The organism is Spongiibacter taiwanensis (assembly GCF_023702635.1).
Lineage (GTDB): Bacteria > Pseudomonadota > Gammaproteobacteria > Pseudomonadales > Spongiibacteraceae > Spongiibacter > Spongiibacter taiwanensis.
Genome location: NZ_CP098455.1, coordinates 2,913,791 through 2,935,752, shown reverse-complemented (window position 1 = coordinate 2,935,752; position 21,962 = coordinate 2,913,791). Strand labels below are relative to the sequence as shown.

The 21,962-nt window shown below is 58.6% G+C and carries 21 protein-coding genes; 13 read left to right on the top strand and 8 right to left on the bottom strand.

The annotated features are described in order from the left end of the window. The 3 genes from NCG89_RS13375 to NCG89_RS13365 all read left to right on the top strand — a co-directional run bounded on the left by NCG89_RS13375 (position 1) and on the right by NCG89_RS13365 (position 2,658). Positions 1-690, top strand: coding sequence for a histidine phosphatase family protein (locus tag NCG89_RS13375; RefSeq protein WP_251087053.1), 690 nt, complete (start codon positions 1-3; stop codon positions 688-690). A 201-nt stretch (positions 691-891) separates the two neighbouring features. Continuing rightward, complete coding sequence (locus NCG89_RS13370; protein WP_251087052.1) at positions 892-2,274, top strand: metallophosphoesterase; 1,383 nt, start codon at positions 892-894, stop codon at positions 2,272-2,274. 117 nt (positions 2,275-2,391) lie between these two features. Beyond that, positions 2,392-2,658: an amphi-Trp domain-containing protein gene (locus NCG89_RS13365; protein WP_251087051.1), complete on the top strand. Its 267-nt coding sequence runs from the start codon at positions 2,392-2,394 to the stop codon at positions 2,656-2,658. Between the two features lie 10 nt (positions 2,659-2,668). Here NCG89_RS13365 and NCG89_RS13360 read toward each other — a convergent pair whose 3' ends face one another. From NCG89_RS13360 to bioB, 5 genes are all read right to left on the bottom strand, one after another. Beyond that, positions 2,669-3,022, bottom strand: coding sequence for a DUF4870 family protein (locus tag NCG89_RS13360; RefSeq protein ID WP_251087050.1), 354 nt, complete (start codon positions 3,020-3,022; stop codon positions 2,669-2,671). Between the two features lie 618 nt (positions 3,023-3,640). Further along, on the bottom strand, positions 3,641-4,345 hold the full coding sequence (gene bioD / locus NCG89_RS13355; protein ID WP_251087049.1) for a dethiobiotin synthase: 705 nt from the start codon (positions 4,343-4,345) through the stop codon (positions 3,641-3,643). Positions 4,346-4,380: 35 nt separating this feature from the next. Beyond that, positions 4,381-5,961 carry a malonyl-ACP O-methyltransferase BioC gene (gene bioC, locus NCG89_RS13350; RefSeq protein ID WP_251087048.1) on the bottom strand — a complete coding sequence of 527 codons (1,581 nt, stop codon included), beginning with the start codon at positions 5,959-5,961 and terminating at the stop codon, positions 4,381-4,383. After that, positions 5,958-7,133 carry an 8-amino-7-oxononanoate synthase gene (bioF, locus tag NCG89_RS13345; RefSeq protein ID WP_251087047.1) on the bottom strand — a complete coding sequence of 392 codons (1,176 nt, stop codon included), beginning with the start codon at positions 7,131-7,133 and terminating at the stop codon, positions 5,958-5,960. Before bioF ends, bioC begins: the two co-directional genes overlap by 4 nt. 5 nt (positions 7,134-7,138) lie before the next feature. Further along, complete coding sequence (gene bioB, locus NCG89_RS13340; RefSeq protein ID WP_251087046.1) at positions 7,139-8,197, bottom strand: biotin synthase BioB; 1,059 nt, start codon at positions 8,195-8,197, stop codon at positions 7,139-7,141. An 89-nt stretch (positions 8,198-8,286) separates the two neighbouring features. Here bioB and NCG89_RS13335 point away from each other — a divergent pair, with 89 nt between their 5' ends. From NCG89_RS13335 to NCG89_RS13305, 7 genes are all read left to right on the top strand, one after another. Then, a complete protein-coding gene (locus tag NCG89_RS13335) occupies positions 8,287-9,000 on the top strand; it encodes a ComF family protein (RefSeq protein WP_251087045.1) in 714 nt (237 codons plus the stop codon). A 117-nt stretch (positions 9,001-9,117) separates the two neighbouring features. Beyond that, entirely contained in the window at positions 9,118-9,801 is a 684-nt protein-coding gene (modB, locus tag NCG89_RS13330; protein ID WP_432757892.1) for a molybdate ABC transporter permease subunit, read from the top strand. Further along, positions 9,798-10,895 carry a molybdenum ABC transporter ATP-binding protein gene (modC, locus tag NCG89_RS13325; RefSeq protein WP_251087043.1) on the top strand — a complete coding sequence of 366 codons (1,098 nt, stop codon included), beginning with the start codon at positions 9,798-9,800 and terminating at the stop codon, positions 10,893-10,895. Before modB ends, modC begins: the two co-directional genes overlap by 4 nt. Continuing rightward, positions 10,892-11,887, top strand: a complete 996-nt coding sequence (locus NCG89_RS13320) for a serine/threonine protein kinase (protein WP_251087042.1) — start codon at positions 10,892-10,894, stop codon at positions 11,885-11,887. The genes modC and NCG89_RS13320 overlap by 4 nt, the downstream gene beginning before the upstream one ends. A 197-nt stretch (positions 11,888-12,084) precedes the next feature. Next, a complete protein-coding gene (locus NCG89_RS13315; protein WP_251087041.1) occupies positions 12,085-12,543 on the top strand; it encodes a (2Fe-2S)-binding protein in 459 nt (152 codons plus the stop codon). 221 nt (positions 12,544-12,764) lie between these two features. Continuing rightward, positions 12,765-15,014, top strand: coding sequence for a xanthine dehydrogenase family protein molybdopterin-binding subunit (locus tag NCG89_RS13310; protein WP_251087040.1), 2,250 nt, complete (start codon positions 12,765-12,767; stop codon positions 15,012-15,014). A gap of 11 nt (positions 15,015-15,025) precedes the next feature. Beyond that, positions 15,026-15,553 (top strand): hypothetical protein, encoded by a 528-nt coding sequence (locus NCG89_RS13305; RefSeq protein ID WP_251087039.1) that lies wholly within the window; start codon positions 15,026-15,028, stop codon positions 15,551-15,553. Between the two features lie 82 nt (positions 15,554-15,635). Here NCG89_RS13305 and NCG89_RS13300 read toward each other — a convergent pair whose 3' ends face one another. Then, on the bottom strand, positions 15,636-16,229 hold the full coding sequence (locus NCG89_RS13300) for a TetR/AcrR family transcriptional regulator (protein ID WP_251087038.1): 594 nt from the start codon (positions 16,227-16,229) through the stop codon (positions 15,636-15,638). A 147-nt stretch (positions 16,230-16,376) separates the two neighbouring features. Between NCG89_RS13300 and NCG89_RS13295 the strand changes: the two genes are divergently transcribed. Beyond that, positions 16,377-17,654 carry an OmpP1/FadL family transporter gene (locus NCG89_RS13295; protein WP_251087037.1) on the top strand — a complete coding sequence of 426 codons (1,278 nt, stop codon included), beginning with the start codon at positions 16,377-16,379 and terminating at the stop codon, positions 17,652-17,654. An 18-nt stretch (positions 17,655-17,672) separates the two neighbouring features. Here the strand turns inward: NCG89_RS13295 and NCG89_RS13290 are convergent, their stop codons facing one another. Beyond that, positions 17,673-18,560 carry an acyl-CoA thioesterase gene (locus NCG89_RS13290; protein ID WP_251087036.1) on the bottom strand — a complete coding sequence of 296 codons (888 nt, stop codon included), beginning with the start codon at positions 18,558-18,560 and terminating at the stop codon, positions 17,673-17,675. 68 nt (positions 18,561-18,628) lie between these two features. Continuing rightward, positions 18,629-19,132: a MarR family winged helix-turn-helix transcriptional regulator gene (locus NCG89_RS13285; protein ID WP_251087035.1), complete on the bottom strand. Its 504-nt coding sequence runs from the start codon at positions 19,130-19,132 to the stop codon at positions 18,629-18,631. A gap of 175 nt (positions 19,133-19,307) precedes the next feature. Between NCG89_RS13285 and NCG89_RS13280 the strand changes: the two genes are divergently transcribed. Then, positions 19,308-20,699, top strand: a complete 1,392-nt coding sequence (locus NCG89_RS13280; RefSeq protein ID WP_251087034.1) for an aldehyde dehydrogenase family protein — start codon at positions 19,308-19,310, stop codon at positions 20,697-20,699. Then, complete coding sequence (locus NCG89_RS13275) at positions 20,696-21,952, top strand: cytochrome P450 (RefSeq protein WP_251087033.1); 1,257 nt, start codon at positions 20,696-20,698, stop codon at positions 21,950-21,952. The genes NCG89_RS13280 and NCG89_RS13275 overlap by 4 nt, the downstream gene beginning before the upstream one ends. Positions 21,953-21,962: the final 10 nt, after the last annotated feature.

Below are 21,962 nucleotides of genomic sequence, written 5' to 3'. Positions count from 1 at the left end.
ATGGTGAGAACTGTCATCGCCCTGCTCCGTCACGGCGACTATCACCAACAGGCCGATACCCCCAGTGCCCTGCAACCCTGGCCGCTCACCGAAACAGGCCGAGCCCAGGCCCGGGCCGCAGCCCCGCAACTAATGGATTTCTGCGCCGAACATCAGCTCACGCTGGCGCACCAAATTGACTGCTCCAGCCTGTTACGCGCCTGGCAGACTGCGCAGATTCTGGCCGACGAGTTGACTCGGCTAACGGGCACCGCAGTGACCACCGCGTCATTTGATGCGCTATGGGAACGCAATGTGGGCAGCGCTGCCAATCTCACCACGACCCAAATTCAGCAAGCGGTGGCCAGCGACCCGCGCTGCCCACCACTGCCCGATAACTGGAAAAGCGACAGTCATTTCCGCCTGCCCCTGCCCGGTGCAGAATCATTGATGGACGCAGGACACCGGGTTGCCAGCCATATTGAAGGGGCCATGACCAACACTGGCAGTGACCCTCAACTGAAAGTATTTGTGGGCCACGGCGCCGCTATCCGTCATGCGGCATCGGTGATGGGCGCGCTGGCAGAGTCGGATATCCCCACATTGAGCATGTACCACGCCCAACCTGTCTTTCTGGAACGGATCGACGATCATTGGCATCACATCGGCGGCAATTGGAAAATCCGTCACCGCGAAGCCCACGCAGATTAATACACCGCGCATCCTCCGCATATCACCCACATACTTTGCCCTTGCCCGGCGACATCGGCGGTTGCAGCGAGTTCGTCATCGATTTGCAACAAAGATGAAATATAAAGAGGAAGTGAGAAAACAGCGCGCAGCACTGTCCAACGGACAACGCACTGCCAGACACCAGGCGGCCTGAATAGCGAGGCGAGGATACCCGGCACTATGATGGACACTATCACGCGATATTACGGCGACTCGATGCCGACAGCGGTAGAGCCCGCCATTCGACTCCCCGAGCTCGGCACTACCACGCCCTCTCAGCAAGCCGTTTTGCAGCGCTACTTTCCCAACCATGCCCTTCGCCGCATGGAACAATGGGCGCTGGACAATACTGCATCTGACGAAAACGACATTGCCCTCGCCACCGCCCTGCGCAGTGGCCACGCTCTCAAGCAATGGCGCTGGCCCAAGCAACCGGTCCTGTTTTTTTCCGACGCCCACGCGGATGCCGATGCCTTTGCAGCCTCACTGATCGCCTCTGGCGGCATTGTGGAAGACGGCCAGCAGTTGCGCCTCAGCGACTACGGCAAGAAGGCCTGCTTCGTGATCGGCGGTGACTGTTTAGACAAGGGGCCGAGCAACTTGGCGTTGCTGCGCAAAATTCGTCAATTGCTCGACACCGGCGCCAAGGTCAAACTCCTGGCAGGCAACCACGACATCCGCTTGCTGGTGGGTCTGCGTACCCTGGTCCGCCCCCGCACCGTCCTCAGCGAGCATTTCTTTCTGCGCATGGGACCCAAGGTGGTGCCCCTGCTCAAGGAAGTGTTTGACGTCTACCTGAGCGGCAATCCCCTGCCACATTCGATACCGGATGAGGCAACCTGTCGCCAGCGGCTGATGCCCCGCGACACCTGGCCGCAAGCATTTGCCGACGCGGCAAGAGGCAAATTGAGCGACGAAGCCATTGCCAAGGAAATTGCCGGCATGGCGAAGAAGCGCGACAGTTTCGAACAGGCCTACCGGGATGCGGGTCTGGACCTGCGCCAAGTCTACGCAACCGCCCAGCGCTGTGTTGACCTGTTCTTTGCCCCTGGCGGCGAGTTCAGCTGGTTCTTCAGCAAGATGAAGCTCAGCTATCGGGCGGGCTCCTTCCTGTTTATCCATGCAGGCCTGGACGATAACGTAGCTGACCTGCTGAAGAAAAAAGGCCATCGCCACCTCAACAAGTTGTTTCGCAAACAACACAGCGACGACCTGTTTTCGTTTTATTATGGCGCCGTCAATAACACCCTGCGTACCAAGTATCGCAAGACCGATTTGCCGCTCAGCAAAAAGGGGGTAAAAAAGGTCAACAAACTCGGCATTCACGCCATCATGCACGGCCACCGCAACCAGACCAATGGCCAGCGGTTGATGTTGCGACAGGGGCTGTTGCACATTGAAGGTGACATCACCATGGATCGCAACTCGCGCATTAAAGAAGGCCTCTCGGGCCTCGGTGTCGGCTTCACCCTGATTCACCCCTCCGGCAAGGTGATTGGCATCAGCAATGACCACCATGCGACCCGCGTGCTCGAACCGGCCAGTTATCTGACCTGGCACTAGATGGCGGGGGTTGGGTCGCTCAGAAATTCTACACCAAGCCTTCCAAACCCGTTGGGGAAAGCCCACTATTAGTTGCTAAAAAAGTAGCTGCTGAAATAGCCATCGAGGAAGAGCGCAATGCGCGAATCAAAGAAAAGTTTTCGCCATGAGTCGCTGCAGGATCGCGATACCGTACAGGGAATTTTAAAAGCGCTGACCAAGGGACTGAATCGTGGCGAACTGCGTTTCAGCGACGATGATGGCGAGATTCTGCTGCACCCCGAAGGGCTGCTGACACTGAGAGTCAGTGCCAGCCAAGAGGACAACCGTCACCGGCTGGACATCCGGGTGAGCTGGCAAACTGATGACGGTCCTAAAGAGGGAAAAACCCTCAACGTTGAATAAAGCCGCGGGCTTAGAACAGCCACCCGGTCGGGTCGGGATGAGGCTGTTTGGTGTCCAGCGCTTTAATGCCCTTCACGCAGCGCACTATCAACCACACCACCCAAAACAGCAGCAGTAGGTAGCCCACAATCGCCATCGACAACATCGCGCCAATCACGATGTACAGCGCCCCTATCCAAAAGGTACGAATCTGAAACTGATAGTGGGACTTCAACCATTCTGGCGCGTCCCCTTTATTCACATAAGCAATCACCACACCGATAATGCCGGTAATGCCAAACACAATGCCAATCAGATAAAGAATGTAGACAATCTTGGCTGTTCCCTCACCGCCACCACCCTGCGCTACCGTGCTCTCAGTCATCCTGTTTCTCCGAATAGATCATGGAATTGGCCTTCCGCCGCGACAATCCGCGTCGCGGAAAAAGAAGACGTACCGCGTGTTTTTAACCCGAGAAGAGTATGAGGTCCAGCCCGAACGGCACTTACTTTAGGCAAATATCGTCCGGATTGTCCTTCCCGCAAAGGCGCACTACTGTCCGGAATAGTTTTTGTGTCGTCATGCTCGCGAACGCGGGCATCCAGAAAATCCAGCTACGTTAGCAAACATACTGGATACCCGCGTTCTAGGGTATGACGATATCCGGGGGCTATCGTTTCAGGACCCCCGCCTTCGCGCACTACTATCCGGAATGACTTTTATGCCGTCATGCTCGCGAACGCGGGCATCCAGAAAACCCAGCTACGTTAGCAAACATACTGGATACCCGCGTTCGCGGGTACGACGATATTTGAGGCTTTCTTAAATCAAGTCACGTCCCCGGCAGATGCTGTTTCCGCCCACGATATTTAGTCCTTGCAAGCTGTGTGGCTCAATTTATTCCGGACAGTAGTGCGCCTTTGCGGGAATGACAGGCTTAAGTAAGTACCATTCAGGTCCAGCCCCGTTCGCCAGCCAGGCACACAAAGGGAAGCGTTTGCGCTACGCCGGGTCTTTCGGCGATAGCCCCAGCGCGCCCAGATCGAGGTAGCTTGCGACCTTGTTAAAATCCCTTGGGTCCGCCAAGTGGGGAACAATACCCAAGCAGGGCGCGCGCAGCATTTCAGCCAGGGTTTGCATATTTTCTTCAAAACAGTCCATGTTGGGATCAATACGATTCGCTACCCAGCCTGCAAGCCGAAGTCCATCGTTGGCTATTGCCTGCGCTGTTAGCAGGGCGTGGTTAAGGCAGCCCAGCTTCATCCCCACCACCATAATCACTGGCAATTCCAGCTCCACAGCCAGGCTGGCCATGGTTTGGTGCATGTTCAGTGGCACACGCCAGCCGCCTGCTCCTTCGATCAATTTCAAGTCGGCGGGCTTCATCAAGGCGCCGCGAACATAACCTGCCAGCTGGGCGACCTGCAACCGTCGCCCCTCTTGGGCGGCGGCAATGTGCGGCGCGATGGGCGCCTGAAACAAAACCGGATTCACCTGAGAGTAGGGCAGCTTCTCTGTCATGGTTTGCAGCAGTAACATGGCATCGCCGTTCACCGGCCCTTCCGGCCCGGGCTCTGCCCCGGCGGCCACCGGCTTGAGCGCCAAGGTAGAAAGTCCCATCTTGTTTGCTGCCGTTAGCAGACCACAAGAAATCAGGGTCTTGCCCGCATCCGTATCGGTTCCCGCAACAAAAAACGTTTTGCCCATTCCTTTTCTCGCCGTTCGTTTTTGCCGTTTCCTGTTCAGCACGACTTGTGCAGACACAGGTACCACACCTGATAGCTGGCCGGCAGGGTGCCATCCGTTTGGCGAAAGCCTTCATAGGCTTCAGTTAACGCGAGCAGTCGCTGCCGCCCTGCAAGACCGCCGGGGCGGCCCTCATTGACGTTGCGGGCGCCCAGGCTCTTCAGCTCCCGGGTTAGTTCACCGAGCCGCCGGTATGACACTACCTCCAGCGCCTCCCGCCACCATGACAGGTTCAAACCACTTCCGTCTATCGCCGCTTGCAAATATTCCCGGTCGGCAAAGGAGTTCACGTGGGTGTACTGATCAACCTGCTGCCATGCCTGGCGCAATTCAAACAGGGTTTGCGGACCGAGGGTTGCCAGCAAGGCCTGACCACCGGGTTTGAGCACCCGCTGCAACTCGGCGCAGACCGCCGCAAAATTCTCGCACCACTGCAGCGACAAACTGGAAAACACCAGGTCAACACTCTCGTCAGCCAGGGGCAAATCTTCCGCGTCGCCACAAATCCAGTAATTCGCCTGACCGGCTCGCGCGCTGGCCGCATAGCTCACCATCCCCGCAGCCAGATCCAGTGCGAGCACCTGTTGTTTGGCCCGCTCACGCAACGCGCGCAAGCAGTAGCCCGTGCCGCAACCCAGGTCGAGCACCGTTCCAGTGGTCGTCGGCAGCGCCGCAAGCAGATGATCGGCAACCCGCCGCTGCAATTGGGCAACGCTGTCGTAACTGACCGCGGCTTTGCTGAAGGCCCGGGCCACCTGTTGCTTGTCGATGTGACGCTGGGCGCCTGCCATGATCCATCCGTGCTCACCGGCAAAGGCTAATACCGCACTGAGCACTTCATCAGGCTGGGACAAAAAAGGAAGATGACCACTGCCGGGCATGACCTGCACCTGCTGATTCGCCGACAGCGCAAGCTGCTCCGCCACCGCGGCAGGAACCAAAGCGTCCTTCTCGCCGAGCAGGTGCAACACCGGCACCGTCAATCGCGCCAATGCCGCGCGGTTGTCGAATCCGTTGAGGCAAGCCAGCCCCCGACTGAGATTATCAAGACTGACATCCTGCGTTAGGTTCAGCCCCTCCAGTCGTTTCAACAGCTGCTTGCCCGCGCTGTCACCCAATACTTGCAAGGCATTAAAGCGCTTCAGAGTGCGCCCGGCATTGCCGGCAAGGCTGTCGGCAAATTGCTGGAAGGTCTCCGGCGCCATGGCCCAGGGCCAATCCGGTCTGGCCACGAACACCGCATTGCTGCCAATGGTAATGACCCCATTCACCCGGTCCGGGTAGCGGTCAGCGAGCGAGGTCGCCAACATGCCGCCCAGGGACCACCCCACATAAAGCGCTGATGGAGGCAGCTCAGGCAACACCTGCTCAAGCAGGGTGTCGGGGTCGACTGGGGCGGCAAGCGACGCACTCGCGCCATAGCCGGGCAGATCCAGCAGGGTGATATTGAAATGCTCACGCAGCCCCGGCAGCAAGCTCCGCCAAATGCCACAGTGACTGGCCCAGCCGTGCAGCAACACCAGTTCGACGGTACTGCCACTCGTGGAAGCCAGGCGCTCGCGATAGAGCTGGCTCACAGCTGGCCTCGCTCGCGCCAGATGGCGGCCAAGCTGCTCAGCAGACGATCCACATCGGTCTCCCGGTGGGCTGCCGACAGGGTGATCCGCAAGCGCGCGGTACCCACCGGCACGGTGGGCGGGCGTATGGCAGAAATCAGAATACCCTCGGCTTCCAGGGCCCGACTGATTGCCAGGGCCTGGCCATCATCACCCACCATTAGCGGCTGAATTGCGGTGTTAGATTCCATTAACGGCAGTCCCAGCAGGGCTGCCTCATGGCGAAAGTAGGCGATCAGCGATGCCAGATGGTCACGCCGCCAGGCTTCAGTTTCCAGCAAGTCCAGACTGGCCAGGGTTGCCGCAGCAACCGCTGGCGGCATGGCGGTGGTGTAGATGTAGGGTCTGGCAAATTGAATCAGGCTTTCAATCAGCGTTTCGCTGCCGGCAACAAAGGCGCCGAAGCTGCCAATGGCCTTACCAAGGGTGCCCATCAATACCGGTAGTTGTTGCTGGTCCAGGCCAAAGTGGGCGGCGCTGCCCGCACCGGACGCCCCCAGCACACCAAAACCGTGGGCATCGTCGACCATCAGCCAGGCGTTGTGGCGCTGGGCAAGGCCGGCCAATTCAGGCAGGGGCGCCATATCGCCGTCCATGCTGAACACGCCATCCACCACAATCAGCTTCAGCCCTTCCTCCGGGGCGCGCTGCAGCCGTCGCTGCAAATCGGCGACATCATTATGGGCAAAACGTTGGAAGCGACTGCCGGAAAGCAGACCGGCATCGAGTAGCGAGGCATGGTTAAGGCGGTCTTCAAACACCTGATCGCTGCGGCCAACGAGGGCTGCCACCGTGCCGAGGTTAGCCATATAACCGGTAGAAAACAGGAGTGCGCGATCCCGCCCCGTTAACTCCGCCAAGCGTTCTTCCAGGCGGTGGTGAAGCGAAGAGTGACCGCAAACCAAATGGGACGCGCCGCCGCCCACACCAAACTCGGCGCTGGCACGGTGCATGGCTTCAATCAATTTGGGGTGATTCGCCAGGCCCAGATAATCGTTACTGCAAAATTGCAGCAGCTGACGGCCGTCAACCTGCAGCTCGGCGCCCTGGGCCGACTCCACGACCCGCCGCTGGCGGTAACGATTTTGCTCCCGGCGCTCTGCCAGACGGCGCTGGAGGGCGCGTTCGAACATGGCGATTATGCAGTGGCGTCGTAAAAGAATGCGTCGTTGCGGACCTTGTCCACTTGAGCCATCAGCGCTTCGCCCTGGGCCTCGTCATCCTGCTCAACACAGCGCTGCTCAGGCTTGATTCCCAGGCGGCCAAACAGCTGCATGTCTTTGTTAGCTTCCGGGTTGGGTGTTGTGAGCAATTTTTCGCCGTAGAAAATCGAGTTGGCACCGGCAAAATAGGCCAGGGCATGCATTTCTTCGTTCATCGATTCACGCCCGGCGGACAGCCGCACATGGGACTGGGGCATCAAAATCCGGGCCACGGCGATGGTGCGAATAAAGTCGAAGTTATCCAGATCGTCAACCTGATCCAGCGGTGTGCCCTCTACCTTCACCAGCATGTTGATGGGCACGCTCTCGGGGTGGGCGGGCAGATTGGCCAGCTGCAGCAACAGCCCGACCCGATCCTTGACGGTTTCGCCCATGCCAACAATCCCGCCACTGCACACCTTGATACCGGCATCACGAACGTGGCTCAGGGTGGTGAGACGGTCCTGATACGTACGGGTGGTAATGATCTCGCCGTAGAACTCGGGCGAGGTATCCAGGTTGTGGTTGTAGTAGTCCAACCCCGCATCAGCCAGCGCTTTGGCTTGCTCATCACTGAGCATCCCCAGGGTCATACAGGTCTCCAGACCCATTTCCTTGACCCCTTTAACCATGGCGGTGACGTAGGGCATGTCTTTTTTCTTGGGCGAGCGCCACGCCGCGCCCATACAGAAACGAGTGGAACCCTGGGCTTTGGCAGCTTTCGCCTCGGCCAGCACCTTTTCCACTTCCATTAATTTTTCTTTTTCCAGCCCGGTGTCGTAGCGGTTGCTCTGGGGGCAGTATTTGCAATCTTCCGGGCAGGCGCCGGTTTTGATGGACAGCAGGGTGCTCACCTGAACTTCATTGGGGTCAAAGTTGGCCCGGTGCACCGTCTGCGCCTGGAACAGCAAATCGTTGAAGGGCTGTTCAAACAGGGCCTGCACTTCCTTGGCGGTCCAATCGTGACGGGGGGTGGTGATATTTTCCGGGCTCATAACTTTCCCTTGGGGCGCAAACAACGCTATGTTCAGAGGAAGCGCTATCATATCGCGCCCCCTATCACTGTCAACCTGCAAGGACGCTTATGGTTAACAGATCCCGCTGGCGGCGGGCCTTCGATGCCCTCTTTCCCTACGCTTGCCTGCTCTGCCAGCTGCCCAGCGAAAACAACAAGGCCATCTGCGATGCCTGCGAAGTTGAGCTGCCCTGGCTGGGCGCCCATTGCCAGCAATGCGCCCTGCCCCTCCCCCCTGGCAGCACCGCCATCCACTGTGGCAAATGTCTGCAGCGGCCCCCGGCCTTTGCTCGCTGTCTTTGCCCGCTGCGCTACGACTTTCCCGTGGGCGGCCTGATTAACCAGTTCAAGCACCACGGCCAGCTCGCGGCCGGGGCTTTGCTCGGCGAATTATGGCTTGAGGCCTGCCGCGACCGGCTCGAGGCGGCAGAGCCAGAGCTGCTGGTGCCGGTTCCGCTGCACTGGCGCCGCCGCTGGCAACGGGGCTACAACCAGGCTGAGCTATTGGCCGAGCAGTGGTCCGCGGCCCTGAAAATTCCGATGCTGCGCGCCGCCAAGCGCCGCCAGTGGACGTCCGCCCAGCAGGGGCTGTCGGCCAACCAGCGGCGGCAAAACCTGCGCAAGGCCTTTGCCGTGTTGCAACCCGAATCCATCGCCGGCAAACACCTGGCCCTGGTTGATGACGTACTCACCACAGGCGCGACAGCCCACAGCCTGGCCGCTATACTGACGCGCTGTGGCGCACGTCGCGTCGATATTTGGTGTCTTGCCAGAACGCCATAAACCGTCGCATTGCCGCCGCCCTACCGCCGCTTAACCTGACAGGAACACCATGATCACAGCGCCGCCGCGCCCATTCAGATCCTCTCGGCCGAGACCTTGTGCCCAGGGAGCGTCGCCATTTTGACCGCCCAGGACTGGCAGGCAGTCGCCCTCACCCTGCAACTCGCCGGACTGACCACACTGATCTTGCTGCTTCTCGGCACGCCGCTGGCCTGGTGGCTGGCCCATACCCGCTGGCGGGGCAAGGCGCTACTGCAGGCCATTGTCGCCCTGCCATTAGTACTGCCGCCAACGGTGCTGGGCTTTTATTTATTGATCGCCTTTGCGCCCTCCTCACCGCTGGCTGAATTCTGGCTTAGCCTGACCGGCAGTCGCCTGTCCTTCAGTTTCAGTGGTCTGGTCATTGCTTCGGTGTTGTACTCGCTGCCCTTTGTGGTGCAGCCCTTGCAAAGCGCCTTCCAGCAATTGCCGGGCGCGCTGCTGGAAAGCGCCGCGACATTGGGAGCGGGACCGCTGAACCGTTTTTTCTCCCTGGTGCTGCCGATGACCCGCAGCAGCTTCCTGGTGGCCGCCACCCTCGGCTTTGCCCACACCGTGGGCGAATTTGGTGTGGTGCTCATGATCGGCGGCAATATCCCGGGTGAAACCCAGGTGTTGTCAATCGCCCTTTACGACCGGGTGGAATCACTGCAATACGACTCTGCCCATGTGTTGGCGGGGGGCTTGATTGTGTTCTCCCTGCTGGTGCTGACCCTGGTGTATCGCCAGAACCGCCGCGCCGTGCTCGGGGGCCCCGTGTGAGCCTGTTGTTGTCGCTGGCCTTAGCGCGCAGCCAATTTGCCCTTCGCCTGGATACCGCCCTGCCCAGCTCAGGCATTACCGCTATCTGTGGCCCAAGCGGTAGTGGCAAAACCACCCTGCTGCGCTGCATCGCTGGGCTAGAGCGACCCAGCGGCGGGCTGATTCAATTTAACGGCCAGGACTGGCAAAACGCGAAATCCTTCCTGCCACCGGAGCGGCGTGGCGTGGCGCTGGTGTTTCAGGATGCCCGCCTGTTTCCCCATTTAAATGTGCTGGGCAATCTTCGCTACGCCCGCCGCCGCGCCTTCAACAAGGCCGGCCCGAGCGAAGAGGAGGTCTGCGACTGGCTGCAGATCCGCGACCTGGTGAAACACCCTGTCAGCCACCTCTCCGGCGGTCAACAGAAACGCGTCGCCATTGCCCGGGCACTGCTCCGCCACCCCCAATTACTGCTGATGGACGAACCCCTCGCTGGTCTCCACGACAGCGCCCGCGATGAGCTGCTGAGCCTGCTCGAAGACCTGCCCCGACATCTGGATATTCCCATTATTTACGTCAGCCACAGTTTTCACGAAGTCAGCCGACTGGCCAGCGAAGTGCTATTGCTGGAGCAGGGGCAAGTCCTGGCCCAGGGCAATATTCTCGAGCTGTGTTCGCGTCTGGACCTGCCCCTTGCCCAGCAGCAAGACGCCGGGGTAGTGCTGCAAGCCAGTGTGGAATCCCACGACCCTCACTTTAATCTGAGCCGCCTGCGGCTCGACCTTCATCGCCACCTGGAGTTAGCTGAAATCCATGCCGAGCTGGGCAGCAATGTGCGTATTTTTGTGCCGGCCAGAGACGTGAGTATCAGCCTCAACGCCGCCGGCAACAGTTCCATTCTCAATCGCCTGCCCTGCGTGATCGATACCATTGCCGCCAGCGGGCCAGCCCAAATGCTGTTGCGATTGCGTCTGGGTGAGGGTAGCCAGCCACCCTATCTGCTTGCCAAAATTACCCGTAAGTCCTGCGTGCAACTGCGCCTGACTGAGGGCATGGGTGTGTATGCCCAGATCAAAAGTGTGGCGCTGCTAAATCAACCCGGGAGGCCGTCGTGAACGATCAAGTACGGGAGGACTTTGCCAACCTCAATCCCGATCGCGTGGTCGATGCTGTCGAGAGTCAGGGGCTGCTTAGCGACCTGAGGGTATTTGCCCTCAACAGTTATGAGAACCGGGTGTACCAGTTTGGCCTGGAAGAAGCCGACCCCGTGGTGGTGAAATTTTATCGCCCGGGCCGCTGGAGCGATGAACAGATTCTGGAAGAACACCGCTTTACCCAGCAGTTATTCGATCACGAGATTTCAGTGATTCCACCCTGGCAAAACCCCGACGGCGACACGCTGTTCCATTTTGAGGGCTTTCGCTTTGCCATTTACCCCCGGCGCGGCGGCCACGCCCCGGCCCTGGACGACATGGAAAACCTGTTTCAGCTGGGCCGCCTGTTCGGCCGGCTGCACCTTTTAGGTAGCAGTGAAACCTTCGCCCACCGCCCGACCCTAAGCAGCCAAAGTTTTGGTCATCAGAGCCGCGCCTTTCTACTGGAACACAATTTTTTGCCAGACTCCCTGCGCGATGCCTATGCCAGCCTGAGCGAGGACTTGCTCAAGGTGATCGACCAGCGTTTTGCAGACGCGCCGCCGACCCTGCTGCGCTGTCACGGCGATGGCCACGTTGGCAACATTCTCTGGCGGGGTGAGGAAACCTGGCTGGTGGATTTTGACGACAGTCGAATGGCCCCGGCCATCCAGGATTTGTGGATGTTTCTCTCGGGTGACTCCGACAGTCAGCAGCGCGCTTTAATGGAGCTGGTAGAAGGCTACGAAGAGTTCTACGAGTTCCACCCCCGGGAGCTGACATTGATCGAACCCCTGCGCAGCCTGCGCATTATGCACCACGCCGCCTGGCTGGCCCGGCGCTGGGATGACCCGGCGTTTCCCAAGGCCTTCCCCTGGTTTAACACCGAGCGCTACTGGGGTGAGCATATTCTGCAGCTGCGCGAGCAGCAGGCGGCGCTGCAGGAGACCCCGCTACGCTTGGCCTCCTTTTAATCTCCAACAATCCTTTATTCCCAAAAAACCTAGCCAATACTCGCGCCTCGCGTTACCCACACCAACGGACTCATCCGAAACGGTTAATACCCCGTAACTCTAACTTGCGTCTTAGCGGTGTTTCCGGCCACAATGTAAACACCGAGCACATTCTGCCGGGCGCCAGACAAAATCAATAACAACATTGCGAGATCACCATGTTTACCATCGACGTCAACGGGGTCGACCACACTGTCAATGTGGCCGAAGACAAGCCCCTGTTATGGGTCCTGCGGGAAGACCTCAAACTTACCGGCACAAAATTTGGCTGTGGCCAGGCCCTGTGCGGCGCCTGCACTGTTCACCTGGACGGCCAGCCGACACGATCCTGCGTCCTGCCGATTGCAGCGGTAGGTCAACGGCGAATCGAGACCATTGAAGCCATGGCCGCCGACGCGATAGGCCAGCAGGTGCAGCGAGCCTGGCAGGAGATGAACATCCCCCAATGCGGGTACTGCCAATCCGGCCAAATTATGGCCGCCACCGCCCTGCTAACCGAAATTCCTTCGCCGAACGATCGGGACATTGATGAAGCGATGTCAGGCAATCTCTGTCGTTGCGGTACCTATGCCCGGATTCGCCGCGCGATTCACCAAATTGCCGATGACCAACGCTAGTGGTCCATGCGGCAAATAAGATCACATTCAGAGCGTCTGTGTGGGTGCGAACCAAGCCGGGTTTCGCCGCTAATGGCCCGGTCCTTAGCAAGGAACACCACGCGGGGTCACGCCCGCACAGACGCTGCCGAAGGGCCGCAGTCCAGAACCCCTTGTGCTGTGACTGAGCGTAACCTTATTTGCCGCATCGACCATTAGGCTCCGAGCGGCGGGAGGGAAACATGAAAAAAATACTTGAGCGCGGCATTGCCACTTCGAATGCCAATGGACTGAATCGGCGTCAGTTCCTACGCCTGACCGCCCTTGCCGGCGGCGGATTATTGGTAGCCTGTGGCGGCGGCAGTGGGAGCTCAGACACCGATACCAACCGTGATAATGATACCCCAGCCACTTCGCCCCCAACGGCGACAGACACCTATCAGATAGGCGAATTTCTGCGAATCGATACCGACAATTCGGTAACCGTCCTGGTCGGTGCCGCTGAAATTGGCCAGGGCGCCCTCACCGCGCTGCCAATGCTGGTGGCCGAGGAACTCGACGCTGACTGGAGCCGGGTGAGCTCTGCGCTATCGCCGGTTGCCGCCAACTTTAATAATCCCTACTTTGCCGGGCTACTGCAGTTCACCGTGGCCAGCTCCGTCGTCAGGGGCTACTTTGATGGCCAGCGGGCAGTAGGCGCTACCGTCAGACAAATGCTGGTGAATGCCGCCGCCCGGCGCTGGCAAGTCAGCGCAAGCACGCTGCGTACCGAATCTGGCTATGTGATCGACGATGCGAATGGCCGCCATGCGAGCTACGGTGAGTTGGCGGCGGCCGCAGCGGCGGAGCCTGTACCGACAACGCCAACCCTCAAGGACCCCAGCCAGTACCGCATTATCGGCAGCTCGCGCCAGCGCCTTGATGTGGTACCGAAAACCAACGGCAGCTTTCTTTACGGAATGGATATCGACATCCCCGATATGCTCACTGCGGTGATGCTACGCCCACCCCGGTTTGGCGGTCAGCCGCTGAGCGTCGACCGTCAAGGGGCCCTGGCTGTCCCCGGGGTGGTCGATGTTATCAGTGTTCCCGGCGGTGTGGCTGTGTTGGCGGAAGACTATTGGGCCGCCACCAAAGGTCGCCAGGCGCTACAGGTGAGCTGGAACGAAGTATTGGCGGGGCGTACCGACTCGAAAGCCCAGCGCAATGTGGATGGCTTGAAGCTCAATCTGCCCGGTGTCCCGATTCGCAATGACGGCTCGGTGCTGTTGGCCAATGCGCTGGCGCGGGAGGTCATCAGCCAGGACTATTACTTCCCCTACCAGGCCCACGCCGCCATGGAACCGCTTAACGTGGTGATCGATTACCGCGGCGACAGCTGCGACATCTGGACCGGCACCCAATCTCCGACCCTGGACAAAACCTTTGCCGCCGCCATTCTTGGCCTGCTCCCCGATCAAATTCAATTCCATGTGATGCCCGCTGGCGGTGGCTTTGGCCGCCGGGGCAACCCCCTGGCCGATTTTGTCAGAGACGCCGCCGTGCTGGCCAAGGTCGTCCAGCAACCGCTGAAATTAATCTGGAGTCGGGAGGATGATATGAAAGGCGGCTTCTACCGCCCCGCTGCGATGGTGAGGGTGTCTGCGGGGGTGGATGCGACTGGCGACGTCATCTCCTGGAGCCACCGGGCCGTCACCCAGGATGTCACCGCTTCGCTGTACGTGGAGGAGGTACTCGACCTTCTTCAGGACGTTGAGCTGCCGCCACTGCAGGACCTGACCGACCTGGAAACCGGCATGCCCTATGACATTGACAACGTACTGATGGATTTCCACCTCACCGTCAAACCCAACATGCCAGCACTGTGGATGCGCTCGGTGAACAAATACACCGACGTGTTTGCCCAGGAGACCCTGATCGATGTCGTCGCCCGGCGCAGCGGCGCCGACCCTTATCAATTTCGTCGCAACATGCTGAACGACAGCCCCCGGCACCGGGCGGTACTCGACGCCGCCGCCCAGGCTGCGCAATGGGGCAATCCGCCGCCTGGGCGTTTTCAGGGAATCGCAGTTATGGGCCACTGGGGCAGTTTCGTCGCCCAGGTGGTAGAGGCCTCAGTGGATGATCAGCGGAATCTGCTTATACACAAGGTGGTCAGTGCGGTGGACTGCGGTACCGCGATCAATCCAGATCTGGTGATTGCCCAGGTGGAGTCCGCCGTGGTCTTCGCCCTGTCGAGCGTGCTGTTTGGTGAAATTGAGCTGGTAGACGGCATCGTGCAGCAAAACAATTTTGATGACTACCCCGTGCTGCGCATGTACCAGACACCCTCTTTTGAAACCGTGCTGGTGAACCGCGGCGGCCGCCCTGGCGGGGTGGGTGAATTGGGGGTGCCCTGCGTCGGCCCAGCCCTGTGTAATGCCATCTTCGCCGCCACCGGGGAAGCCATTACCGAACTGCCCCTAAAGAACCTCGATTTCAACATTGCCTGAGGAGGCCTGCGATGAAATTACCGCTTTTGAGCGGCCTGATTCTGGGCCTGTTCGGCTCCAGCCAGATGGTCTTCGGTCAATCGACCTTGTTCGCCCCGCTTTACGAGGTACTGACTCACCCGCGCTGTTTGAACTGCCATACCAACACCGAATTTCCGCGACAGGGTGACGATCGCCGCCGCCACGCCCAATTGGTGGTAAGAGGACCGGACAATCACGGCGCGCCGACCCTGCAATGCAGCGCCTGCCATCAGGATCGCAACGTAGCCGACGATGCCGTTCCGGGGGCGCCCCACTGGGCGCTTGCACCCTTGAGCATGGGCTGGGAAGGGCTGACTGCCTTTGAGCTGTGCCTCGCGCTGAAAGATCCCACTAAGAACGGTAATCGCAGCTTGGAGGATCTACAACACCATATGGCCGAGGATGAACTGGTGCTGTGGGGTTGGCAGCCGGGCAAGGGTCGCAGCTTGCCACCGCTGTCCCAGCCGGAATTTGTCGAGGCCCTGGAGGCCTGGGTTAAGGCGGGAGGTCCCTGTTAGCGAGCCCCTCTGAGGGGGAACGCTTCGCTAACACCACCCATTGTACTCAACCACTTATCGAGGAGCCGACCGCCGTGCAGACCTACCCCAAAGTCTCCCTAAAATAGCTCAACAGGCCCTCGGCGGTTTTCACCGACTTCACTTCTGGCGTTAGTACCTCGGCGACACTGCGCATGTCCTCTGCCAAAATGGCGGTGCAGAAAAACCCGTAGGCATGATAGCGGGCATCCAGATGTGGTCGATATTCCTGCAACAGCCCCACCATGTAATCAAAGGCCTTGACGATCCGACCGCTGACCAGCAATTGCGAGGGGCTTGTTCGGGTGTCGGTAATCCAGTGAATAATCAACCGCCGGAACACCTTGTCATCCGACAGAAGCTGCACGAAATTGCGGGCAAAGGAGAGCAAACGCTCCTCCACCGGTGCCGCCGCCAAACCCAGGGTCTTCACCTCAAGGCCGTCCAGGGCCTGGTCAAAATGGGCAGTAAGACTCTGCACATAGACATCGTCTTTGCCACCAAAGTGGTCGTACAGGGCGCCTTTGGTCAACTTACAGGCCTTTGCCAAGCCATCCATGCTGGTGCCAGCAAAACCGTATTTTGAAAATTGCTGCGCTGCTACCCGGAGAATCAACTCCCGCGTTTTCTGCCGCTTGCTGATTTTCTGTTCCGCCATTCCCCTACCTCTGTTTTCGCCTTACGGCGCTATGCCGATCGCCCTTATACCCAAGCCCTGCCGGAAAAGAAACTCACACCAAAATAACGCTGCCAATAATATACCTTTCGGTATATTATTGGCCAAAAAATACTAATCGGTATATTTATGACATTCACCCGCAGCCCTCTTCCGCAACTCACCCTCACCATAGCACTCTGCTGGTCCCCCTTCGCCGCCGCTGGAATTGGCGTCAATCCGGTGGGCTTTGGTACCGAGGCCATTGGCAAAGCCGGAACGGATACCGCCTATTCCAGCGGCCCGATGGGCCTCAACGGCAATACCGCCGGGATCGCCCGACAGCGCTCAGCGAATTTATCCCTGAATCTGGAGCCCCACATTATTCGCGGTATCAGCCATTGGGACTCCCTGGGCAATCAGCAACACTCCAATAACGACTTTGTGGTGCTGGTGAGCGGTGCCTGGACCAGCCCCCTAGAGGCTAACCCAGATGTTGTGGTGGGCTTTGGCGTGTTTGCCCAGGGCGGTGTCGGCTACATCTACGAGGACTTAACCACCCAGTACAACAACGAGGATGAACTCTCGGCCATGTTCGGCGTGTTTCGGGCAGCACCCGCTATCGCCTGGCGGGTCAATGACCGCCTGCGTCTGGGGCTGTCGGCCTCACTTAACTACTCCGAGGCCGAGCAAAAACTGTTTCACGAAACTTCCAGCGCAGAGGGGCCGTTCTTTGGCCTGCGCATCGACAATCTCAGCGGCATTTCCTTCTCCTGGCGGGCCGGGGTGCAATACGATGCCAGCGAAACCGTGACCCTGGGCCTCAGTTATGGCGAAAAGACCAAGCTGGTGCTGGAGGGCGGTAGCGCCCAGGTGAATTACCAGGCGATCGGGATGGGCAAAGTGCAGTACAACGACGCCGAGATCGATGGGCTGTCGCTGCCCCGGGAAATCAATCTGGGCGCCTCCTGGCAGGTAACACCACAACTTAACCTCGGCGCCGAGATCAGCTGGCTGGAATGGAGCGAGGCACTGGGCGGGATCGACACGACGCTATCGCGAGCAGAAGATGCCAATGCGCCTGACATCAAGATCAAGGGTGATTTTGGCGGCATGGATAATTTCGCCCACTCGGTGTCAGTGGAATATCAGTTTAACGACAGCCTGAAGGCGATGGGCGGCATTTTGCGCGTTAGTAATTTGACAGAGAAATCAGCGATCACGCCACTCAACAATTTGCAAGCCAAGTGGCATTTCAGCGCCGCCCTGCAAAAGCAATTTGACGACCATTGGAGCGCAGCGATTACCTACCTCTACACCGCCAACAATAACCGCCACTACACCAATACCCAGCTGCCGCTCGGACAAGACGCCGAGGAAAAATTCAAGTCCTACGCCTTATCATTCCAGGTGAACTATCGCTGGTAACACCGCCGGGCTAGCCTTTTAAACTACCTCAGAGGCAAGCCCACCTTCACTGGCAAGCCGCATTAACCCTTCCTGCACGGCCGTCGCCACCAGCCGACCGGCCAGATCGTAGAAATGCCCGGTTACCAGCGTACGATGATGGCAGGCCACCGGGCTGACCACCTCATAGCGCAGCCATTCAGACAGATCGACCTGCCGGTGAATCCACAGGGAGTGATTCAGGCTGGCAAATTGAAAGGCCTCCTTGCCAACCCGACTGCGATAGGGGAGCAATGCCGTACGCAGAAAATTGTGGTCACTCGCGTAAACCAACAAGGCCCGCTGCAATGCCGGGTCTTCAGGCAGCGGGTACTTTGCACGCACCCAGGTGCGCTGGCGCGCCGGCCGGTCACGGTGTTCCAGATAGGCCGGCGGCGCCTCAAAGCGATATTCCAACACGCTGTAAGTGGCCAGAAAATCAAACAACTGGCGCGGCCCTGGGCCGATAAACTCGGCGTCAAAATCCTCTAGCCGGGGCAGGGATTCGGGATCCCCAGTCACGGGTGAACACTCACCGTGATCCAGCCCTGCTTCATCCTCTTGAAAAGTCGCATCCAGGGTGAACAGACAGCGACCACCCTGGGACGCACTCACACGGCGATGGCTAAAGCTGCGACCTTCTTTCACTCGCTCAACACGGAAATACACCGGGCTTTCGGTATCGCCCTGACGCAGAAATTGACCACTGAGTTGATGCCCGAGCCGGGGCAGGCTCACCGTTTGTGATGCAGCGGAAAAGGCCTGGGCCATGATCTGACCGCCGAAGAGATGCCCGGTGGCGGCGCAGTGCTGGCTGAACCCAGAAAACTGGTCGTCGCCCAGATCGGTTAATGAGAGATGGGCAAGAAAGTCGTCGATGACTGACACGGGCACCCCCGGCTGGAAAAGCCCGCTAGTGTAACGAGCTTGCCAAGCCGGGACCACAATACGGCCGTCTACTTCTCTACTTTGGAGAATTCCTCATCCATGCGCATGAACATGAAAATCCCCATCTGATTTTCCTCTTTCGAGAAATTGTCGGTGATGCGACGAATGACATCGCAGGCACTGGCGATCATTTCCTCGCAGTGCCGGGCGCCTGCCTCGGTCATCTCGATCAACTTCTCCCGGCCGGAATTTGGGTCCTCGCGCAGCTCGAGGTAATTTAGCGGCTCTTTCGACAGGGCACGCAAGGCCTTGGAAACACTGCTACTGGTAATGTCGTACCAGTTAGTCATCAGCCGCACCACGTCTTTACGCGGGATGGCGCTGCGGCCACTGCGACGCATCTCGGAGCGAAGAATCCACATGATGACGGTTTGATGCCGATCAAGCCGACCACAGGCTCGCAAACCCGCCTCAATCCGCATGCCTATGGAATAGTGGATCGGATAAAAGTAATCCAGAAAGCCCTCTGGGGCAGAGTCGGCACTGACCTTAACGTCCTGAAATTTTTTCAACTTTGCCTCAAGCCGCTGAAATTACGGAATATTTGCGTGAAAACGCCCCCTATTCTTTACAAATCTGCGGCACAACACAACCAGCACAAGATAAAATGAAATAGTTTCCTGTTGACACTATTTCACTTTGAACACTATTATGGCCTTCAATAAATCTAATAACTCACAAACTCATATGACTGACGACTTGTTAAACCCCTCTTTGGCCGCGCTTCGCCGAGGCCACAAAAGCGACCCGGCGCCCGTGTTGGCAACGCGCCTCGATCGGCTCCGCCGCCTGCGCGCCCTGCTATTGGAACGGGAAGCCGACTTGCTCGACGCTCTCAGCCACGACTTTGGCTATCGCAGCAAGCAGCAAAGCGCCTTTGCCGATATCACCACCACGGTCAAATCGGTAAACCATGCAATCAAAAACCTTAGCTTCTGGATGCAATCCCAGCGTCGCCAGACGGATCTCAGCCTGCGCTTTAGTGGAGCACGCTGTGAGAGCGCTTACACCCCAAAGGGTGTGGTTGGAATACTCAGCCCCTGGAATTTTCCAATTAACCTCGCCCTGTCGCCGCTGGCATCGGCACTGGCGGCAGGAAATACCGCCTTTATCAAACCGTCCGAAATCACAGCAGCCACCGCCGAGCGTCTCGCACATCTCATACCGGAGTATTTCGGGCCGGAAGAGGTACAGGTTGCCCTGGGTGATGTAGATACCAGCCGACGCTTTGCGGCACTTCCCTTTGATCACTTGATATACACCGGTGGCGAGCAGGTGGCCAAAAGTATTATGCGCTCTGCAGCAGACAACCTGGTCCCGCTAACGCTGGAGCTGGGCGGAAAGTGCCCAGTGATTGTCGGCCCGGGCGCTGATCTTGACCTCGTCGCCAGAAAAGTTGCCTTTGGCAAATACTTTAACGCTGGCCAGATCTGTATCGCCCCTGACTATGTATTGATGACAGCCGACCAACTGGATCAATTTCTGCCCAAACTGGCTCGCGCGGTGACAAGGGCCGATGCCTCAACCACCGATAATGACGCCGTTTCGGTTATCAACGCTCGTCACAAGCAACGCCTCGAACAACTTATTAGTGACGCAAAGAACAAAGGCGCCCAACTCCACCATTTTGCCAGCGAAAAGCCCGGCGGATACTCACTGCACGTCGCCATCAACCCGGGCGAGGACGCGGATATTTGCCGGGAGGAAATATTTGGACCGTCACTGATGATCAAGACCGCCGACTCGCTCGCATCCCAGATCGCCATGGTAGGTGAAGGCCCTCACCCGCTGGCGATCTACGTGTTTGGAGATCGGCGCACATTCGATGAGGTGGCGAAAAACAGCCAATCCGGTGCATTGATCCACAACGACATCATTTTCCAGTATGCCAATGATGACCTGCCCTTTGGTGGAATAGGCGCCAGTGGCATGGGCAAATACCGGGGCATTGATGGCTTCCGGGAGTTTTCCAACCACCGCGCCATTTACCGTGGCGGAGGTATTGATGTCAGCAAAATGGTGACACCGCCTTACCCCCGTATCTTCGGTGCAATTAACAAAATAATGAGGAAACTATGAACCAAGCAAGCCGCCATCCGGCCAGCGATATCGATACCGTCGTTGCCAACATGTTGAGCCCCGAGTGCATCAGCAACCCCTACCCCGTGTACAAGGTACTGCGCAGCCACCCTCCGGCCTTTGGCCTGAAGGATTACCCCCCCGGAACCGTACCGGGGGTCGACACGCCCTTTCCCGCATGGGTTTTCACCCGGTATGAGGATGTTGCCTTTGTACTGAAAAACCCCCAGTTATTTTCGTCAGAGGATCCCATGCAGGCAGAATCCAGTGCGCCGAGCCTGATGCTGGTGAATCACGACCAGCCCAGGCACACCGAGCTGCGCAATCTGGCGAAGATGGCGTTCACCCCCAAACGCATCCACGACGACATCGTCGATCGCCTGCGCAGTGACGTTACCGACATTTTTCGCTCATGCATGAATCGACCAATCGACTACATGGATGAAGTCGCCGGTGTGATCCCGGCAATGGTAATGACCTATCTGATGGGATTGCCCAAGGATCACTACCGCAAACTGGTGCGCTGGGCCAACGCCTTTATGGTGTCCTCCGACTTCACCCCGGAGCAGCGTCTGACTTGCAATGAAGAGCTGTTCCAGTATTTCACCGCCGCCGTTCAGGACCGCTATCGCCGAGTCAACGCCGGCGAGCATTGTGGCGATGATCTGATGACAGCATTCATTCGCGCCGAATATGAAGGTAAAGGTCTCAGCAAAGAGGAAGTGATTCTGTTCTGCATCACCCTGGTAGTGGCTGGCGCGGAAACCACAACCTATTTTCTGGGCAATCTCATCGGCGTGCTGCTCGAGGACAAAAGCTGGTTTGCGCGCCTGAAAGAAGATCGCCAGTTAATTCGCCCCTTCATGGAGGAGTGCCTGCGCCGGGACGGCCCGCCGCAGCGCCTGTTCCGCGTTGTCCTCGACGATTGCCAAGTGGGAGAGCAAGCACTGCGCAAAGGAGATTGGGTGGCCTTTTTCATGGCCGCGGCAAATCATGATGAACAGGTCTTCCCCGAACCGGAGAAATTCATTATCAAGCGGCCAAACATCAGCCGCCATCTAACCTTCGGCCACGGCATCCATCACTGTCTTGGCGCCCCACTGGCCCGCATCGAAGGGGAAATAATGCTGAACACCCTGCTCGATTGCACCGATAGTCTGGAAGGTGACCTGGCCAACACCTCACGCCAATCGGGCGGGCTACTGGCATATGGGTTCAGCCGCCTTCCCGTCACCTTGTGCGGAGCAGGCTGATGCGTGAGTG

What these genes read in the sequence shown, in the direction of transcription:
- NCG89_RS13375 (WP_251087053.1), top strand. Translation starts at nt 1, where the DNA reads ATGGTGAGAACTGTCATCGCCCTGCTCCGTCACGGCGACTATCACCAA.
- NCG89_RS13370 (WP_251087052.1), top strand. Translation starts at nt 892, where the DNA reads ATGATGGACACTATCACGCGATATTACGGCGACTCGATGCCGACAGCG.
- NCG89_RS13365 (WP_251087051.1), top strand. Translation starts at nt 2,392, where the DNA reads ATGCGCGAATCAAAGAAAAGTTTTCGCCATGAGTCGCTGCAGGATCGC.
- NCG89_RS13360 (WP_251087050.1), bottom strand. Translation starts at nt 3,022, where the DNA reads ATGACTGAGAGCACGGTAGCGCAGGGTGGTGGCGGTGAGGGAACAGCC.
- bioD (WP_251087049.1), bottom strand. Translation starts at nt 4,345, where the DNA reads ATGGGCAAAACGTTTTTTGTTGCGGGAACCGATACGGATGCGGGCAAG.
- bioF (WP_251087047.1), bottom strand. Translation starts at nt 7,133, where the DNA reads ATGTTCGAACGCGCCCTCCAGCGCCGTCTGGCAGAGCGCCGGGAGCAA.
- bioB (WP_251087046.1), bottom strand. Translation starts at nt 8,197, where the DNA reads ATGAGCCCGGAAAATATCACCACCCCCCGTCACGATTGGACCGCCAAG.
- NCG89_RS13335 (WP_251087045.1), top strand. Translation starts at nt 8,287, where the DNA reads ATGGTTAACAGATCCCGCTGGCGGCGGGCCTTCGATGCCCTCTTTCCC.
- NCG89_RS13315 (WP_251087041.1), top strand. Translation starts at nt 12,085, where the DNA reads ATGTTTACCATCGACGTCAACGGGGTCGACCACACTGTCAATGTGGCC.
- NCG89_RS13310 (WP_251087040.1), top strand. Translation starts at nt 12,765, where the DNA reads ATGAAAAAAATACTTGAGCGCGGCATTGCCACTTCGAATGCCAATGGA.
- NCG89_RS13305 (WP_251087039.1), top strand. Translation starts at nt 15,026, where the DNA reads ATGAAATTACCGCTTTTGAGCGGCCTGATTCTGGGCCTGTTCGGCTCC.
- NCG89_RS13300 (WP_251087038.1), bottom strand. Translation starts at nt 16,229, where the DNA reads ATGGCGGAACAGAAAATCAGCAAGCGGCAGAAAACGCGGGAGTTGATT.
- NCG89_RS13295 (WP_251087037.1), top strand. Translation starts at nt 16,377, where the DNA reads ATGACATTCACCCGCAGCCCTCTTCCGCAACTCACCCTCACCATAGCA.
- NCG89_RS13280 (WP_251087034.1), top strand. Translation starts at nt 19,308, where the DNA reads ATGACTGACGACTTGTTAAACCCCTCTTTGGCCGCGCTTCGCCGAGGC.
- NCG89_RS13275 (WP_251087033.1), top strand. Translation starts at nt 20,696, where the DNA reads ATGAACCAAGCAAGCCGCCATCCGGCCAGCGATATCGATACCGTCGTT.